The 17650-nt window shown below is 58.8% G+C and carries 18 protein-coding genes; 13 read left to right on the top strand and 5 right to left on the bottom strand.

From position 1 onward, the window contains the following. Together BLT77_RS17585 and BLT77_RS17580 are read right to left on the bottom strand one after the other, a co-directional pair. The coding region (locus BLT77_RS17585; RefSeq protein ID WP_143026676.1) for a GDP-mannose 4,6-dehydratase at positions 1-454 on the bottom strand (454 nt) is incomplete at its 3' end. 65 nt (positions 455-519) lie between these two features. Further along, positions 520-1566 (bottom strand): glycosyltransferase family 9 protein, encoded by a 1047-nt coding sequence (locus tag BLT77_RS17580; protein ID WP_090367844.1) that lies wholly within the window; start codon positions 1564-1566, stop codon positions 520-522. A 151-nt stretch (positions 1567-1717) separates the two neighbouring features. Here BLT77_RS17580 and BLT77_RS17575 point away from each other — a divergent pair, with 151 nt between their 5' ends. Further along, positions 1718-2422 carry a 3-deoxy-D-manno-octulosonic acid kinase gene (locus BLT77_RS17575; protein WP_176819371.1) on the top strand — a complete coding sequence of 235 codons (705 nt, stop codon included), beginning with the start codon at positions 1718-1720 and terminating at the stop codon, positions 2420-2422. Here the strand turns inward: BLT77_RS17575 and waaA are convergent. Next, positions 2403-3677 carry a lipid IV(A) 3-deoxy-D-manno-octulosonic acid transferase gene (gene waaA / locus BLT77_RS17570; protein WP_090367840.1) on the bottom strand — a complete coding sequence of 425 codons (1275 nt, stop codon included), beginning with the start codon at positions 3675-3677 and terminating at the stop codon, positions 2403-2405. The genes BLT77_RS17575 and waaA overlap by 20 nt on opposite strands. A gap of 108 nt (positions 3678-3785) precedes the next feature. Here waaA and BLT77_RS17565 point away from each other — a divergent pair, with 108 nt between their 5' ends. The 5 genes from BLT77_RS17565 to glpG all read left to right on the top strand — a co-directional run bounded on the left by BLT77_RS17565 (position 3786) and on the right by glpG (position 8214). Continuing rightward, the gene (locus BLT77_RS17565) at positions 3786-4496 is read left to right on the top strand and encodes a TetR/AcrR family transcriptional regulator (RefSeq protein ID WP_090367838.1); all 711 of its coding nucleotides are present in this window, start codon (positions 3786-3788) and stop codon (positions 4494-4496) included. 233 nt (positions 4497-4729) lie between these two features. Further along, the gene (locus BLT77_RS17560; protein WP_090367836.1) at positions 4730-5929 is read left to right on the top strand and encodes a glycine C-acetyltransferase; all 1200 of its coding nucleotides are present in this window, start codon (positions 4730-4732) and stop codon (positions 5927-5929) included. A gap of 5 nt (positions 5930-5934) precedes the next feature. Beyond that, on the top strand, positions 5935-6960 hold the full coding sequence (gene tdh, locus BLT77_RS17555; protein ID WP_090367848.1) for an L-threonine 3-dehydrogenase: 1026 nt from the start codon (positions 5935-5937) through the stop codon (positions 6958-6960). 109 nt (positions 6961-7069) lie between these two features. Next, positions 7070-7390: a thiosulfate sulfurtransferase GlpE gene (gene glpE / locus BLT77_RS17550; RefSeq protein WP_090367834.1), complete on the top strand. Its 321-nt coding sequence runs from the start codon at positions 7070-7072 to the stop codon at positions 7388-7390. Continuing rightward, on the top strand, positions 7387-8214 hold the full coding sequence (glpG, locus tag BLT77_RS17545; RefSeq protein WP_090367832.1) for a rhomboid family intramembrane serine protease GlpG: 828 nt from the start codon (positions 7387-7389) through the stop codon (positions 8212-8214). The genes glpE and glpG overlap by 4 nt, the downstream gene beginning before the upstream one ends. On the opposite strand, the gene BLT77_RS17540 is transcribed toward glpG, so the two are convergent. Then, positions 8208-8624 (bottom strand): flagellar basal body-associated protein FliL, encoded by a 417-nt coding sequence (locus BLT77_RS17540; RefSeq protein ID WP_090367830.1) that lies wholly within the window; start codon positions 8622-8624, stop codon positions 8208-8210. The two genes, glpG and BLT77_RS17540, sit on opposite strands and share 7 nt — an antisense overlap. Before the next feature lie 195 nt (positions 8625-8819). Between BLT77_RS17540 and BLT77_RS17535 the strand changes: the two genes are divergently transcribed. From BLT77_RS17535 to BLT77_RS17505, 7 genes are all read left to right on the top strand, one after another. Further along, entirely contained in the window at positions 8820-9383 is a 564-nt protein-coding gene (locus BLT77_RS17535) for a chorismate--pyruvate lyase family protein (RefSeq protein WP_176819370.1), read from the top strand. A 100-nt stretch (positions 9384-9483) separates the two neighbouring features. Further along, positions 9484-9843, top strand: a complete 360-nt coding sequence (locus BLT77_RS17530) for a hypothetical protein (RefSeq protein WP_090367826.1) — start codon at positions 9484-9486, stop codon at positions 9841-9843. Between the two features lie 63 nt (positions 9844-9906). After that, the gene (locus BLT77_RS17525) at positions 9907-10527 is read left to right on the top strand and encodes a heavy metal-binding domain-containing protein (RefSeq protein WP_090367824.1); all 621 of its coding nucleotides are present in this window, start codon (positions 9907-9909) and stop codon (positions 10525-10527) included. Positions 10528-10641: 114 nt separating this feature from the next. Next, entirely contained in the window at positions 10642-11031 is a 390-nt protein-coding gene (locus BLT77_RS17520) for a hypothetical protein (RefSeq protein ID WP_090367822.1), read from the top strand. Between the two features lie 138 nt (positions 11032-11169). Then, positions 11170-12897 carry an efflux RND transporter periplasmic adaptor subunit gene (locus BLT77_RS17515; RefSeq protein ID WP_090367820.1) on the top strand — a complete coding sequence of 576 codons (1728 nt, stop codon included), beginning with the start codon at positions 11170-11172 and terminating at the stop codon, positions 12895-12897. 8 nt (positions 12898-12905) lie between these two features. Next, positions 12906-16040 carry an efflux RND transporter permease subunit gene (locus tag BLT77_RS17510; protein ID WP_090367818.1) on the top strand — a complete coding sequence of 1045 codons (3135 nt, stop codon included), beginning with the start codon at positions 12906-12908 and terminating at the stop codon, positions 16038-16040. A gap of 4 nt (positions 16041-16044) precedes the next feature. Further along, a complete protein-coding gene (locus BLT77_RS17505) occupies positions 16045-16446 on the top strand; it encodes a MerR family DNA-binding protein (RefSeq protein WP_090367816.1) in 402 nt (133 codons plus the stop codon). 190 nt (positions 16447-16636) lie between these two features. Here BLT77_RS17505 and BLT77_RS17500 read toward each other — a convergent pair whose 3' ends face one another. Further along, positions 16637-17065, bottom strand: coding sequence for a DUF2057 family protein (locus BLT77_RS17500; protein ID WP_090367814.1), 429 nt, complete (start codon positions 17063-17065; stop codon positions 16637-16639). Positions 17066-17650: the final 585 nt, after the last annotated feature.

Raw genomic sequence — 17650 nt, 5'->3', positions numbered from 1 at the left:
ACAGGCTGATGGGGTGATCGACCGCATCGGTTTCACTGAAGGGCACCTTCTTGTTCATGCCGTACACCGACGAAGAGGAGGCGTACACCAGGTGCGGTACCTGCTGCTGACGACAGCCTTCGAGGATGGTCAGCATGCCGGCCAGGTTGGAGTCCAGATAGGCCATGGGGTTGTCGATGGAGTAGCGCACGCCGGCCTGGGCGGCGAGGTGGATCACCCGATCGAACTTGTCATTGGCAAACACCCTGGCCATGCCGTCCCGATCCGCCAGGTCCTGTTCGACAAACTGAAACCCCTGCTGGGGCAGCAGCTGATCGAGCCGGGCCCGTTTCAGCTCGACGTCATAGTAATCATTGAGGTTGTCCAGACCGACGATCTGATGGCCTTCGGCCAGCAGGCGCTGGCTGACGTAGTAACCGATGAAACCGGCGGCGCCGGTGATCAGAATGCGCATGACGCTGTTCCTTTAACGGGTGCCCAGAGTCTGTCTCAAGGCAAATAAATGGGGTGGTGGCTGGGTTAAGTGTATGCCTCGAGGGCACCGTTAACCTGTTCAATGACGGCATCGACACCGATGTCAGCCATCAGATCGGCGCCTTTGGCCCGGGTGCCAAAGGGGATCTGCGCCAATGGCGCCTGTTGCTGTTGCTCCACGTGTTGCTGATAGCAACTGGCGACCCACTGCCGATACAGGTAGGGGCCGGTGCGGGCCGGATTGGAGTGGGCGTACAGCCCCACCACCGGGGTGCCCTGAGTGACGGCCATGTGGGCCGGGCCGGTATCGGGCGCCAGCACCAGGGTGGCGCGTCGCAGCAGTGCCAGCAGCTGTTTCAGGCTGGTCTGGCCCACCAGGTTGACCAGGTCTGCCTTGGCGTGCTGTTGGATGGCATCGGCCAGAGAAAGTTCCAGTGGTGCCGGACCGCCACAGAGCATCACCGTCATGCCGAGGCTGGTCGCATGATCCGCCACGGCGGCATAGCGCTCCGGCAGCCAGTTGCGTTCAGCCTTGCTGGCGGCGGCGCAGATCACCAGGGTGCGCTGTCCGTCGGGTATCTGCCGGGCGGCGAACTGGTGGTGCTCCTCATCCACGGGCATACGCCAGTGGGGCGTGGTGTCGGTCACGCCCAGCTGACGGGCAAAGTTCATAAAGCCGTCCAATACATGGGGGCTGGCTTGCGGGGCGATGCGATGGTTGGTAAACAGCCACTGCCCCTCTTTGGCCCGGGCCTTATCGAAACCAATCTTGACCTTGGCCCGAATGCCGAGGGTGGCTACCGACGCCCGCAGGGCGACCTGCATGTGCAGCAGCACGTCGAAACGGCGCCCTTTGAGGGTGCGCCACAGTGCCTTGTACCCTTCCCAGCCCTGGCGCTTGTCGAAGACGACCAGTTCGACGCCTTCGAGGCCGGCCAGCAGGCTAGCCTCGATTTTGCCTACCACCCAGGTAATGGCGGCGTCGGGGTGATGCTTCTGCAGGGCCTGCACCATGGCAACGGCATGACAGACATCGCCAATGGCCGACAGGCGCATGATGCAGATGGAGTTCACTTTGCTTGGAATGGGCATAATTGGGCTGGTGGTTGCCGTAAAATCGCAAGTTTAAAGAAATTCTTGGCGCTGACCAAGTGCCGTTTTGGTTTGTCGGTTGCGTTGCCCGGGTTGTGGCTCCACAATGGCGTCACTTTTGTGATTTCCAATGGCGCCACTGAGAGTTGTCATGCAATTGACTGAACACCGAGAGAATACCCTGCTGCTGGCTCCTGACAGTCCGGCCAAGGAGTGCTGGTTTGACCGGGAATGGCTGCGGCGCGGCAACCATATTGATGGTCATTCAGACGCCAGTGGTCGCAATCCGGCGCTGTTTCTGAAGATCGACGGCAATCACTATGTGCTGCGTCATTACTACCGGGGCGGGTTGCCGGGTAAGCTGATTGAAGATGCCTATTTGTGGCCTGGCCTGAATAAGACCCGCGCCTACAGGGAGCTGAAGTTGCTGGAGCAGATTCAGGCGCTGGAGCTGCCGGCCTGCCGGCCAGTGGCCGCGCGCATCGAGCGCCAGGGATTCAGCTACCGCGCAGACCTGATCACCGAGCGGCTGGTGGGGTGTCGGGATCTGGTGGGGGCGTTGTCACGGGAACCTCTGAGCGAGCCGCGCTGGATTCAGCTGGGCCAGGTGTTGGCCCGCTTCCACCGGGCCGGGGTGTATCACGCCGATCTCAATGCCCGCAACATCCTGCTGGATAATGAACACATCTACCTGATCGACTTTGACCGTGGCGAGATGCGCAATCCCGATCGCAAATGGCAGCAAGCCAACCTGGATCGGTTGCTGCGGTCACTGCGCAAAGAGGCGCAGCGGGTGTCCGGACTGAAGTGGCAGGAGAGCGACTGGTCGCTGCTGCTTAAAGGGTACCGGCAGTAATGGCATCGCGGATCACCTGCAGCTGACGCTCGGTGGCGCCGCGGTTCTGGGACACAAACACCAGCGCCGCCTCGCCCATGCTCTGTCGCTGGCGACGATCATTGAGCAGGCTGCGCAGGGCCTGGGTCAGGTGATCCTGATCCGGTACCGACATCAACGCGCCGTGTTGCTGCAATTGGTCGCCGATCTCCTGAAAATTGAAGTAGTGCGGCCCCATTAATACCGGTTTGCCGAACGCCGCCGGCTCCAGCGGATTGTGTCCCCCCCGTTCGATCAGGCTGCCGCCCACCAGGGCGATGTCGCAGCCGCCGTACAACCCCATCAACTCCCCCATGGTGTCACCCACCAGCACCTGGGTGTCGGCATCGACCTGTGTGGTCTGGCTGCGGCGTTGCAGGGTCAGGCCGGCCTGCTGACACAGGTCTGCGGCATGATCAAACTGTTCCGGGTGGCGGGGCACCAGTACCAGCAGCAGTTCGGGGTGGGTGCGCAGCAGTTGCCGATGGCTGGCCAGTACCTGCTCGAACTCACCCGGGTGGGTGGATGCGGCAATCCAGCGGGGGCGTGAGCCAAACAGTTGTTGTCCCAGTTCGGCCGCCTGCTGACGGGCCGGCTTGTCGATGGGAATATCAAACTTAAGGCTGCCGCAATCGGTCAGCCGGGCGGCGACGACCCCCAGCTTCACCAATCGGGCCCCGTCGTTGCTGTTCTGGGCGGCCACCGCCGAGAGCCGGCCCAGCATCGGCCCCACCAGCTTGGGAAAACGGCCGTAGCCCCGCGCGGATCGCTCAGACAGGCGAGCGTTGGCCAGAATGACCGGAATGTCACGGCAGAAACTGTGGTGGATCAGGTTGGGCCACAGTTCGGTTTCCATAAGAATGATCGCTTTTGGCTTTAATTTGTTCAGAAAACGGCGCATTATCAGCGAATGATCCATGGGCAGATAGCAGTGGAATACGCTGTCGCCCAGATGCTTCTTGACCTGCTGAGAGCCCGTCGGGGTGGTGGTGGTCACCAGCACCGGGGTGGTTGGGTACTGTTGCTGCAACTTTCTTATGAGCGGCAGTGCCGCCAGGGTTTCTCCCATGGAGGCGCAGTGGATCACCAGCGGGCCGCTGACCCTGGGGAGACCCAGTGCGAACCGTTCACCCAGCCGGCCTCGGTAGTCCGGACTCTTGAGTGCACGCCAGCCGAAATAGAGCAGCGCCAGAGGGGTAGCAAGAATAAGCAGTAAGCTGTAACTGATTCGGTTCATGGTTGGATAACTATCAGGGAGACGCCCGCATCATAGAGCAGGGCGCATACTGTTTCAAATCTAGCCATGCCAAGGTAAGCTAGCGGGTGACAAAGAGAAGGCGAGCCCATGAAAACTAAAGATAAAATTATTCTAGCCAGTTGTGAGCTGTTTAATCAGCATGGCGAACGGGCGATCACGACCAACCACATTGCGGCCCACCTTGGGATCAGCCCGGGTAACCTGTATTACCACTTCCGCAACAAGGAAGACATCATTCGCAGCATCTACAGCGAATATGAAAGCTACATCCTGGAGGCTTTTCGTCCCTATGACGTCGAGAGTGAAAGTGACCTCGGCTTTATGGTTCGTTATCTGGACGGGATGTTCAAGGTGATGTGGCGCTACCGGTTTTTTTACGCCAACCTGGCGGACATCCTCAACCGGGATCAGGAGCTGCGTAAACGTTACATCGAAGTGCAGAAAAAGATGGACGTGCAGTCCTCCAGTGCACTGCGGATTCTTCGAGATAATGGCACCGTTGTGCTGGCGGACATCTACATTGCCGATCTGGCCCAGACACTGAAGATGATCATCACCTGTTGGATCGGGTTCCAGAGCGCCCAGAAGGTGGATGGCACCGTCTCCAAGGATGAGATCTATCAAGGCGTATTGCGGGTGCTGACCACCTTCCGCGGTTACATTTCCGACAAGGCCCGCCCCGAGTTTGATCGCATCGAAGCCCAGTACCGGCAACTTCTGAAGCAGGTGGAAACCCGCTCCGAGGCGTCCCTGGCCGATGAGTCCCTGTTGGATACGCTGAAGCCATCGGATCAGTAAATCCCACTTTTGTTGCATTAAACCGCAATTTGCTGCTGCGCTGATAGCGCTCCCTCGTTAGAATGTCGGCAATAAAAAAAAGATGGCCGACGCTCATCAACGACGCCACCTCCTCCGTCCCCAGACCGCCGCGGCACAGAATCCTGTGCCGCCTGACACCGGCGTGACCACGGAGAGGAGCGCTGCGGCGTCGACCATTGATCCAATAATTCAGGATGCCAACGGGAGGCAGCATGTCATCTTCTGCATTTTACGCTCAGATTCAGCAACAGCTGGAAGGCGTAAAAGCCGATGGGCTTTACAAGCACGAGCGGGTGATTACTTCACCTCAACAAACCGCCATCGAAGTGAGCAGCGGCGAAACGGTCATCAACTTCTGCGCCAACAACTACCTGGGGCTGGCCAATCATCCGACTCTGGTGGCGGCGGCGCAGCAAGGACTCAGCGATCACGGTTTTGGTATGGCCTCGGTGCGGTTTATCTGCGGCACCCAGGACATTCACAAGCAGCTGGAAGCCAAGTTGTCTGAGTTCCTGGGAATGGAAGACACCATCCTGTACTCCTCCTGCTTTGACGCCAATGCCGGCCTGTTTGAAACCCTGCTGGGTCCCGAAGACGCCATCATCAGTGATGCCCTCAACCACGCCTCCATCATCGATGGTGTCCGTTTGTGCAAAGCCAAGCGGTTCCGTTACGCCAACAACAACCTGGCCGAGTTGGAGCAGTGTCTGCAGCAGGCGGCCGAGGCTGGCTGCCGCCACAAACTGATCGCCACCGACGGGGTGTTTTCTATGGATGGCGTCATTGCCAATCTGGAGGGAATCTGCGACCTGGCGGACAAGTACGGCGCCCTGGTGATGGTAGACGACTCCCACGCCGTGGGCTTCGTCGGTGACAATGGTCGTGGCACCCATGAACACTGCCAGGTGATGGATCGGGTCGATATCATTACCGGTACCCTGGGCAAGGCCCTGGGTGGCGCCTCCGGAGGCTTTACCGCCGCCAAGAAAGAGGTGATCGACTGGCTGCGTCAGCGCAGTCGTCCCTACCTGTTCTCCAACTCTCTGGCTCCGGCCATTGTGTCGGCCTCCATTCAGGTGCTGGACATGATTGCCGAGGGCCATGAGCTGCGTGCTAAGCTTTGGGACAATGCGGCGCATTTTCGGGCCCGCATGAGCGAAGCCGGCTTTACTTTGGCCGGCGCCGACCACGCCATCATTCCGGTGATGATCGGTGACGCGGCCCTGGCGGCAGAGTTTTCCGACCGGCTGTTGGCCGAGGGGATTTACGTCATCGGCTTTTCCTTCCCGGTGGTACCGAAAGGGGCGGCGCGAATCCGTACCCAGATGTCGGCGGCCCACACCCGGGCCCAGCTGGATCAAGCCATTGATGCCTTCATCCGCATCGGCAAAGAGCTGGAGATCATTGCATGACCACCATGAAAGCGTTGTCGAAACTTAAGCCGGAGATGGGCATCTGGATGGTGGATGCGCCCAAGCCTAAGCTGGGCCACAATGACCTGCTGATCAAGATTAAGAAGACCGCCATCTGCGGCACCGATGTGCACATCTACAACTGGGACGAGTGGTCGCAAAAGACCATTCCGGTGCCCATGGTGGTGGGTCATGAGTACGTGGGTGAAGTGGTGGACATGGGCCAGGAGGTGCGGGGGTTTGCGCTTGGCGACCGGGTTTCCGGTGAGGGCCACATCACCTGTGGCCACTGCCGCAACTGTCGCGGCGGTCGTACCCATCTGTGCCGTAATACCGTTGGCGTGGGCGTGAACCGGGAAGGGGCGTTTGCCGAGTACCTGGTGATTCCGGCCTTCAATGCGTTCAAGATTCCCGATGACATCAGCGACGATCTGGCGTCCATTTTCGACCCCTTCGGCAATGCGGTGCATACTGCCCTGTCGTTCGATCTGGTGGGTGAGGATGTGCTGATCACCGGTGCCGGCCCCATCGGCATCATGGCGGCGGCTGTTGCCAAGCACGTGGGGGCTCGTCACGTGGTGATTACCGACGTCAACGACTACCGATTGGAACTGGCGGCCAAGATGGGGGCGACCCGGGCCGTTAACGTCGCCAAGGAGAAGCTGGAGGATGTCATGTCAGAGTTGGGCATGACCGAAGGCTTCGATGTGGGACTGGAGATGTCCGGTGTGCCGAGCGCGTTTAATTCGATGCTCGAAACCATGAACCACGGTGGCAAGATCGCCATGCTGGGCATTCCTCCGGGCAGCATGGGCATCGACTGGGGCAAGGTGATCTTTAAGGGGCTGGTGATTAAAGGGATTTACGGTCGAGAGATGTTTGAGACCTGGTACAAAATGGCCAGTCTGATCCAGTCCGGGCTGGACATTACCCCGATCATTACCCACCACTACCACATCGATGAATTCCAGCAGGGCTTTGATGTGATGCGCGGTGGCCAGTCGGGTAAGGTGATCCTGAACTGGGAGTAACGTCGTCCCGAGCGACCCCCTCTCAGAAGGCCGGCCATGCGCCGGCCTTTTTTATTCGGTGGTGTTTTCGTTAAGATGGGCCAACGAGCGGTGCCCACAGGAGGACAGTGTGGCCAAATACGACAATATTGACCTGGCGCAGTTGCGGTCATTACAACAGCAGGGAGAGGTGCAACTGGTGGACATTCGTGACCCGGAGGCATTTTCCCGCGGTCGCATTCCCGGTTCACAGAGGCTGCACCAGGGCAACCTGGCTCAGTTTATGATGGAGGGGGAGTACGACGACCCACTGGTGGTGATCTGCTATCACGGCATCTCCAGTCAAAGTGCGGCCGAGTATCTTGCGGAACAAGGGTTTGAGCAGGTATACAGCCTCATTGGCGGTATGGAAGCCTGGTCGAAATCCGGTGCCGAGGTGGAGGCAGGATGATCTCCCTTGGAGTGTTGAATCAACCAAGAGCGGCACAGGCGTTCGTTGATTATCTGGCCAGTCGAGGCATTCAGGCCCAGCTGCGGCCGGTGGAGCAGGGAGTCGAGATCTGGGTCACCGAGGCCGACCACGAGGCCGCCGATCAGGAGCTGCAGCGATTTTTGCAGGATCCGAACCATCAACGCTACCACGAAGCCAGTTGGCACACCGGCAGCACCAGCAATGGTCTCAATTATGGAAAGCCGTTGTCCCAGTCCGTGGCCGGCATACTGTCTCAGGCTGGTCCGCTGACCCTGATAGTGATGCTGTTGTGTACCGCCATCTACATCCCCTGGTTCCTGGGTTGGCAGCGTCCCTTGTTTGATGCGCTGCACTTCTTTGGCAGTTGGCAGGCTTTTTCTGTGGAGGAGTTCTGGCGGCTGTTTACCCCGACATTGATCCACTTTGATCCCATGCATATCGTGTTCAACCTGCTGTGGTGGTGGTATCTGGGGGGCAAGTTGGAGCTGCGTCTGGGCACCGGAAAGCTGATGGTGTTGCTGTTGGTGGGAGGGACGCTGCCGAACCTGGTGCAGTTTGCGCTCAGTGGTCCGAATTTTGGCGGTTTGTCCGGGGTGGTGTACGCCCTGGTGGGCTACAGTTGGATCAGCGGTCGGCTGCGGCCGGAAGCGGGCATTGGTCTGCCCTCGTCCTACATGGGCTTTCTGGTGATGTGGTTGTTGTTGGGGTTCATGGGGCTGTTCAATATGGCCAACTGGGCCCACCTGGGCGGCCTGTTGGTTGGCCTTCTTCAGGGTGCTTTAGATGCCAGGCGGCGTTACTGATACAGGAATTTGGTGAACAGCAGGTTGACCAGCAGAGGTTCACCGACCTCTTTTTCCAGCATGTTGTTGACCGTTTCAAAGCAGAGTCGGCGGATCTGCTCCCGACCGGTGAGGGATTTAATCCGTTCTTCGGTCTGTTCCCCGAGAATTTCGATGATGGTGCTGCGGACCAGCGGCGCATGGTGTTCGACGATGGCCACGTTGCTGGCATCCTCCAGCATGAGCTCGATGCTGACCCGAATGTAGCCCAGGCGTGAGGACTCGGTGACGTAGTTGGTGACGATCTCGGGCTCCAGTCCGTAGTAGCCATAGCTGTCGGTGGCCTCGGCCTCTTCGGCAGGCGCTTGTTCGGCGTGTACGGAAGGACACAGCACCAAGGCCAAGATAAACAAAATGTTGGCGAATCGCATTCGGATCGTGTCTCCAATCGCACGTATAGGTAGTCAGCGAGTCAACTCTAATACAGAGTGAGGCTTGGCTCCACAACTAGTTTTGATACTATGAGTGATGCCAATCGAATTCGCGGCCTGCCGAAGTGTGCGCAGACGCTGCCGGAACCAGGCAGCGCCCGCCCGGCCAATGCGGAACGACAAACAGGAGTTGTAATGACGGCAACCACCCTTAACCCACTGAGCCATGCGGACGTTTCGCCAGCCGTCAATCTTGAGCTGCCGCCGAAAAAGTTGCTGCCCTGGTTGCAGGACAAGGGATCGTTGACCCTGAAACTCAAAGCCCTGTGCCGCAGCTTCGAAGTTGAGTTGCTGCAGGAAGGGGTGTTGCCGGCGGCCCAGCCCGGTCCGGGGTGGGAGTTGGGGCAGCCTATCTGGCAACGGGAAGTGTTGCTGAAGCTGGATGGGGTTGCCTGGGTGTATGCCAATACCGAAGTACCGATGAGCACCCTGGATGCTTCTGAGATCGATTTTGCCACCCTGGGGCGCCAGCCCCTCGGAGAGAGATTGTTTGCGGCTTCAAACCTGGTTCGGGGGCCACTCAAGGTGTGTCATTACGGCGACAACAGCACCGCGGTCTGGCAGGCCCGCCGCTTGGGCTACCAGGCGCAAGAGGGGCTGTGGGGACGACAACGGGAGTTTGAGCTGCAGCACCGCTGTCTGCGCATCAGCGAGGTGTTTTTGCCGTCCTCTTACCCAACGTTACTTAAAAATTCCTGACTTTTAATCATTTACAATCGGTTGAATTGTGAAGCACGACTCATTCTCTTTGCCGCTGTTGCGCAACAATATGACCAATTTCTAATGTAATGGGTATGTGATGTCCCGCTTGGCTGTGGTGTTGATGGCGTTTCTGTCTCTGGCCCTGATGATTCAGGGATCGGTAGCACAGATCCATCTGGCCCCCAAGGCCGAGGTCGTCATGCACCATGGGGCGGCAATCGGTGAGCATGCGCCGTCGCAGTCCCCTTGCTGTCCTCAGGCGCAGCCTTCTTGTCACGATCACACTCACCCCTGTCAGGGAGAGTGTGGCCAGTGTCAGATTCTGGTGGCCCCCTCCGGCATCATGGGCTCGATGATGAGCGCGTTGCTGATCGCCGTTGGTGGCACTCCGGTTCATTTCCCGGCGCACTTTGCCTCTGTGGTTCAGGAGCAGGCATTGCGCCCTCCCATTGGTTAGCCGCGGTTGATATTCAGGCCTTTGGCCATTCCACGATTTGCTGACTATTTTTGGAGAGTTAAAATGAAAAACCTGTTTACTGCCCTGGCCATGATGGCCACGCTTCTGCTGTCGCCACTGACGCTGGCCCATTCCGATGGCCATGGCCACGGTACCATGGCCATGAGTAATGCCGCGGAGGCGGTGTACGCCTGTCCGATGCACTCTAAGGTACAGGGTGTGAAGGGCGACGAGTGCCCCAAGTGTGGCATGAAGCTGCAGGCGATGTCGGCTCAGTCGGGCCATCACTCAGGCTGTGACAAGGCCAACTGCCCCAAGCACCAGGCGATGCAGAAGCATCATAAGGGTTGTGACAAGGCCAATTGCCCCAAGCATAAGGGGATGCAGCAGCATCACAAAGGCTGCGACAAGGCCAACTGCCCCAAGCATAAGGCGATGACCAGCCAGAGCGGCCACTACACCCACGCCTGCCCGATGAACCCTAAAATCGTCGGCATGGCCGGTGACAGCTGCCCGGCGTGCGGTATGGATCTGGAGCCGGTGGCCGAAGCCGATCGCAAGGCCTACACCCATGCCTGCCCGATGAACCCGGCCATTCGTGGCTTTGAGGGTGACAGTTGTCCGAAATGTGGCATGGATCTGGAGCCTATGGCTGCCGCAGCCCAAGGCCATTCGCACCATTAATGGTGAGGCAGATTTGGCGCCGTGGCTAACGCCGGCGCCAAAAAAGTTGAACTATTGGATGGGAATTCGTTCATAATGGTGATCCTGGCTGTGGCCTGTTAACTGGAATTCGATGTGCAATCATTGCTGAAAATCCTGAGCATGGTGATGTTGTCCTTGGCGTTATTAAGCCAGGGGGCAGTGGCGCGCATGTCGATGATGCCAGCGGTTGATGGTAATAATTCCGTCATGATGGCGGCCATGGATTGCCATGGCAGTGCCGAGATGACTCAGGGGCAGGCCTCCGACGATGGCGACTGCTGCTGCGATCATGACGCAGACGTTGGCAGTATCATGAATTGCCAGGGTGGCTGCAGCCAATGCCAGGACTGTTCGCCCGGCTCCTCCTCGTTGATTGCCGTGCTGTGGACCAGCGTCGGCCCTCAGCCTTTGGAACCCCATTTCTACTTTGTCTCCTTTGACTCCATCTATCTGGAGTCCGATGAACGACCTCCCATCGTTTAGATCTTCATAGCAAAAGACGACTTTGACGTAGCGGGTGCCGTGACTGGCACCCCATTTAAGCAGGATCGATCGCACTCGATGTTGCGACTATGAAGTACGGCTGACGACCGCAATCCGGCAGCCGAAGGAGAATCCACTATGATTCGCACCCATTACCGCCACTGGGTTTACCCGGTGTTGGCCCTGTTTCTGATGATGCCCGCCTTGACCGCAGTGGTGCACGCCGAGTCCCATGATCATGGGGCGCTGGCCGCCGAAGCCAGCGTCTATGCCTGCCCGATGCACCCAGAGGAAACCGGCAACAAAGGGGACCGCTGTTCCAAGTGCAACATGTTCCTGACCGAGGTTGAGCATGGCTATGCCTGCCCGATGCACCCGGAGGAAACCGGCAACAAAGGGGACCGCTGTTCCAAGTGCAACATGTTCCTGACCGAGGTTGAGCAAGGGTATGCGTGCCCGATGCACCCGGAGGAAACCGGCAACAAAGGGGATCGCTGTTCCAAGTGCAACATGTTCCTAACCGAGGTTGAGCAAGGGTATGCGTGCCCGATGCACCCGGAGGAAACTGGCAACAAAGGGGATCGCTGCCCCATCTGCAACATGTTCCTGGTGGCCGAAGAGGAGGAAGAGATGGTTGGCCATCAGGGCCACGATCACGCCGCCATGGACAATGATCCGCAACCAATGGCCTCGCCAGCAGTCTCCGCGCCAGCGTTGACTCCCGTCGATTCCGATCAAGAAGGGCTGGTGAAGTACGTCTGCCCCATGCACCCGCACATCGTGTCTGATGAACCAGGAACCTGCCCTATCTGTGGCATGAACCTGGAGAAAGTCGACCTGGGTGGCAGCACCGAAGAGGTGGTTGTGGGGGTTCCCGGAGGCATGCAGCAGGCGTTGGGAATGCGGGTACAGGCCATAGAAAAAGGCACCTTATGGCGCTACATCAATACCATTGGTACTGTCGAGTACGATCAGGATGCCATCAGCCATGTGCACGCCCGGGTGTCAGGCTGGATTGAGAAGCTGGGGGTGGCCTCCGCAGGAGACGAGGTGAAACAGGGTGAACTGCTGTTTGAGCTGTACAGCCCCGATCTGGTCAGTGCCCAGGACGATTTCCTGTTAGCGCGGGATGCCCTGAAGCGGGATAAGCGCCGGGGGGGCGAACTGATTCGAAAGGCCCGCCTGCGTCTGGAGTTGTTGGGCATGGATGCGTCGCTGATTCGGGCACTGGAGCGCAGTGGACAAACCCTGTACCGGGTGCCTTTTTATGCACAGCACGATGGCGTCATCAGTGAGCTCAACGTCCGTGACGGCATGTACATTCAACCCTCGACCGAGGTGCTCAAGCTGGTGGATCTGAACCGGGTCTGGGTGATTGCCGAGGTATTTGAAAACCAGCAGGGCTGGTTCCGTCAGGGGCAGTCGGCGGCGGTCACGGCCTCGGCGCTGGGGCTGTTCGAGCTGGACGGCAACATCGATTACATCTATCCGGAGCTGGATCCGGTGACCCGGGCCATGCAGGTGCGGGTGGCGTTGGCGAATCCGGATGGCAAGCTGAAACCCGGATCCCTGGTGGACGTGGAGCTGTACGGAACCGCCAAGCGGAATCTCACCCTGGTACCCACCGAAGCCCTGATTCAGACCGGTCGTAATAACCGGGTCGTGGTGCAGCGGAGTGACACCGAATTTGTGGTTAAAGAGGTGCAGCTGGGGATGATCGCCAAAGGGATGGCCGAGGTGTTGTCCGGTGTGAACCCTGGCGATCGGGTGGTGGTGTCCGGCCAGTTTTTGCTGGATTCCGAGGCCAGCCTCAAAGGCAGCCTGATGCGCATGAGTAATGGCGCATCCGGCGGTCATAATCACTAGGGGGCAGCATGTTAGCAAAAATCATTGAAGCCTCCATTCGTCAGCGGGTCATGGTGCTGGTGATTATGGCGGTGATCGCCCTGGTGGGCTGGCAGGCGCTGCGCACCACGCCGCTGGATGCGCTGCCGGATCTGTCAGATGTTCAGGTCATCGTAAAAACCTCCTACCCGGGTCAGGCACCGCAGTTGGTGGAAGATCAGGTTACCTACCCCTTGTCGTCCGCCATGTTGGCGGTGCCCGGGGCCAAAACCGTCCGTGGCTACTCCTTCTTCGGCGACTCCTACGTGTACGTCATTTTCGAGGATGGCACCGACATCTACTGGGCCCGGTCACGGGTGCTGGAGTACTTGTCACAGGTGCAGGGCCAACTGCCTGTCAGTGCCAAGCCGGAACTGGGTCCCGATGCCTCCGGTGTTGGCTGGGTGTTTGAGTATGCCTTGGTGGATCGCAGTGGCAAACACGATTTGGCCCAGCTTCGCAGCCTGCAGGACTGGTACCTGAAGCTGGAGCTGCAGAGTGTGGCCGGGGTGTCCGAGGTGGCTACCATCGGCGGCATGGAACAGAGTTATCAGGTGGTGGTGGACCCCCATAAGCTGGCGCTGTACAAGCTGGACATCGGCCGGGTCAAGATGGCCATCGATAAGGCCAATGCCGAAGTGGGCGGGTCGGTGATCGAGATGGCCGAAGCCGAGTACATGATTCGTGCTAAAGGCTACCGTCAGAGTCTGCAGGACTTTGCCGACATTCCGGTGGGCATTGTGTCGGAATCCGGTAACCCGGTACTGCTCAAAGACGTGGCGGTACTTCGGGTGGGGCCGGCGTCCCGGCGCGGCATTGCCGAGCTCGACGGCGAAGGTGAAGTGGTGGGGGGCATCATCGTGATGCGCTATGGTGAAAACGCCCTGGCCACCATTGAAGCGGTTAAGCAGAAGCTTGAGCAGTTGAAGCCTGGCCTGCCGGAAGGGGTGGAGGTGGTGACCACCTACGACCGCTCCCAGTTGATTCTGGGGTCGGTGGATAATCTGACCCACAAGGTGATCGAAGAGATGCTGGTGGTGGGATTGGTGTGTTTGCTGTTTTTGCTGCACGCCCGTTCGACCCTGGTGGCGGTGATTACCCTGCCATTGTCGATTCTGATTAGTTTTATCATTATGGGTTTCATGGGGGTCAACGCCAACATCATGAGCCTGGGGGGCATTGCCATTGCCATCGGGGCCGTGGTGGATGCGGCTATTGTGATGGTGGAGAATGCCCACAAGCATCTGGAGCACTATCGGGCTGAGCATGGCTATGAGCCTCAGGGGGAGGCTCGCTGGCAGTTGATGAAGGAAGCATCGGTGGAGGTGGGGCCGGCCCTGTTCTTCAGCCTGCTGATCATTACCTTGAGCTTCATGCCGGTGTTTGTGCTGGAGGCGCAGGAGGGGCGGTTGTTCCATCCGCTGGCCTACACCAAGACCTTTGCCATGGCCGCTTCAGCACTGTTGGCCATTACCCTGATTCCGGTGCTGATGGGCTACTTCATTCGTGGCCGCATCCCCGACGAAAATAAAAACCCCATCAGCCGAGTGCTGATCGCCCTGTATCAGCCGGCGTTGAAGCTGGTGCTGCGCTTTCCGCGCATGACCCTGGTGTTGGCGCTGGTGGCACTGTTCAGTGCCTGGCACCCATTGAGTCAACTGGGCTCGGAGTTTATGCCGGAACTGGAGGAGGGTGACCTGTTGTACATGCCCACCACTCTGCCCGGCGTCAGTGCCGGTAAAGCGGCGGAGCTGTTGCAGCAGACCGACCGGTTGATCAAAACCGTTCCGGAAGTGAAACGGGTGTTCGGTAAGGTTGGCCGGGCCGAGACCGCCACCGATCCGGCGCCGCTGACCATGCTGGAAACCACCATCATGCTGAATCCCAGAGAGAGTTGGCGCGACGGCATGACGTTGGAAGGGATCATTGATGAGTTGCAGCGTACGGTGAAAGTGCCTGGCGTCACCAACGCCTGGGTGCAGCCTATCAAGACCCGTATCGACATGCTCTCTACCGGCATCAAAACCCCCATCGGCATTAAAATCTCTGGTGCCGATGTGGATGAACTGCAGCGAATTGGTGGCGAAGTGGAAGCGATGCTGAGCCAGCTGCCGGGCACGGTATCGGCGTTTGCCGAGCGTGTCGGTGGCGGTCGTTACATCGACATCGAGCCCAAACTGGCGGTGGCCGCCCGCTATGGCATCACTTTGGAGGATGTGCAGAACGTGGTCCGAATGGCCATTGGTGGCATGCAGATTGGCGAATCGGTGCAGGGAGCCGAGCGTTACCCCATTAACCTGAGGTATCCCCGAGAGCTTCGTGATGACATCAATAAACTCAGAGAGTTGCCGGTGGTGACCGCCAGCGGTCATTACATTCCGTTGTCGACCGTGGCCAGCATCAGCATCAGCGACGGCGCTCCGATGCTCAAGAGCGAAAATGGCCGCCTGATCTCCTGGGTGTTTGTAGACATCAAGGACATCTCCATCGGTGAGTACATCGCCAAGGCCCGAACCCAGCTGGACAGCGGTTTGCAGTTGCCTCCCCGCTACAGCCTCAGCTTTGCCGGCCAGTATGAGTACATGCAGCGGGTGGAAGCCAAGATGGTGCAGGTGGTGCCGATGACACTGGCGGTGATCTTCCTGTTGCTGATGATGACCTTTGGTTCCATGCTTCAGGCCAGCATTATCATGCTTAGCCTGCCGTTTGCCCTGGTGGGCTCGGCCTGGTTGCTGTACCTGTTGGAGTACAACCTGTCGGTGGCGGTCGCCGTGGGGATGATCGCTCTGGCCGGTGTGGCGGCGGAGTTTGGCGTGGTCATGCTGGTGTATCTCAACAACGCCATTAAGGCCCGGCAGCGTGCGGAGCAGTATCGGCATGAGTCGGATCTGAAAGCGGCGCTGTTGGAAGGTGCGGTGATGCGCATCCGCCCCAAGGCGATGACCGTGGCCACCATCTTCTTTGGTCTGTTACCGATCATGTGGGGGGCCGGTTCAGGCAATGATGTGATGCAGAAGATTGCCGCTCCCATGGTGGGCGGAATGGTCACGGCACCCTTGCTGTCACTGTTTGTGATTCCCGCCATCTATCTGCTGATCTACCGGCGCCAACTGGACAGGGAGTAGGACGATGAAGATTGGCCAGGTGGCCCGGGAAACCGGGCTCAGCGTGAAAACCATCCGTTACTATCATGACATCAAGCTGGTTGAGGCCCGCCGGGGCGACAACGGTTACCGTGAATACCAGCAGTCTCAGTTGGCGCAGTTGCACTTCGTGGCCCGCTGCAAGGCGTTGGGGTTCAGCCTCGAGCAGTGCGCTCAGCTGTTGTCCCTGAATGCCCGCCAGGATCGTACTGCGGCAGCGGTCAAATCTGTGGCCACCGAGCAGTTGCTGGTGGTGCAGGAAAAGGTACACCAACTGCAGCAGTTGGAGCGGCAGTTATCGACCCTGGTGAGTGCCTGTGACGGCAGTGACCGCCCGGAATGTGCCATTCTGGACTCCCTCAACGGCAGTGGGTGTTCGCACGAGTAGGGCGATGGTGCAACCACAGACGCCAGCGCTTTTCGCTGGCGTTTTTTTTGTGCTCTTTCGGGAGGGGGGCTCGATGCAGAGTGGCGGTCAGGGAACCGTATCCGTCGGGTGAGTGAGTTGTCTGGTGAAAGAACCGAGATAAAAAAAACCGGCGCTATAGCGCCGGGAGGTGCGGAGTCAGCCTGCGGGCTCAGTGGTGTTGAGCCTGCATTCGGGCGAAGGCCACCAGCATGTCGCTGAGACCCAGCTGAGAGCTGGTCAGGGTGCCGTGCTCCGATCTCAGGGTGAACCGGGGCTTGGCGGCAAACTGACGCACGGCCTGTTCATCTTCAAGATCGGGCAGCAGCAGTTGATATTGCTCGCTGCCATCTTCATTGAAGCTGAGGTACAGCGGAGCCGAGGTGACCATCTCGTGATCTTCCGGATTCAGTTGCAGCAGTTCACTGTACCTGAGCTCCACCACCTGAGTGCCGTTGCCTATAGGCAGCTCACTGGCAAACGGCGATACCGGTTCACCATTGAGGCTGGTGGCCCATACCGACGAAGGCAGAGACAGGGTGGCGGCGGAGGCGGAGAAGGCACTGGTGGCAATGATCATCGCAGAAAATAGAGTTTTCATAATGGGTTTCCTGAGTTTGGATTGATTGAGTAAAAGGAGAAAATCAGGAAACCCGGGCGGGAGGTCGCAGCAGTTGATTGAGTGGTGTCGAAACGTTACCGGGGGCGAAAGAAAGAGGGTGAATGCTCCCCATAACCTGGACTGGTTGATGACCGACAGACACTACGGCCATCAGAGACCCCATCGGACAGACACCGACGCAGCACGGGCAGCGTTCGGTGCACTCGCTTTGATGGGGGCTGGCGCAGTCCATCATCACGGCTTCTGCGGCCATGGCAGGCATTCCATGGGCGGTAACCGGGAAGGTTGACAGGGGCAGGCTGACTGTCAGGAGCAGAGCCAGTACCCACCCGAGTCGACACAGGAGATGGGGAGCATTCGTTTTCATGGTGGTCAGCATAAAGCCTCCCGCCGCGGGAGGGTCAAGGATCGGGACGGGAGTTTTTTTACCTGCGCGTCGCAGCGGTTGGATTTACTGAACAGTGCATTCATCTACAGCCATTTTTCGGTTCGGATTCGGGCTCCATACCGGTACCCAATCAACACGGAGACTGCACCATGACCGAAACCGAACTGCCTGAATCC

Source organism: Ferrimonas sediminum, from assembly GCF_900100175.1.
Classification (GTDB): Bacteria; Pseudomonadota; Gammaproteobacteria; order Enterobacterales; family Shewanellaceae; genus Ferrimonas; species Ferrimonas sediminum.
The sequence above is the reverse complement of the archived record's forward strand: the minus strand, read 5'-3'. Positions and strand labels throughout refer to the sequence as shown.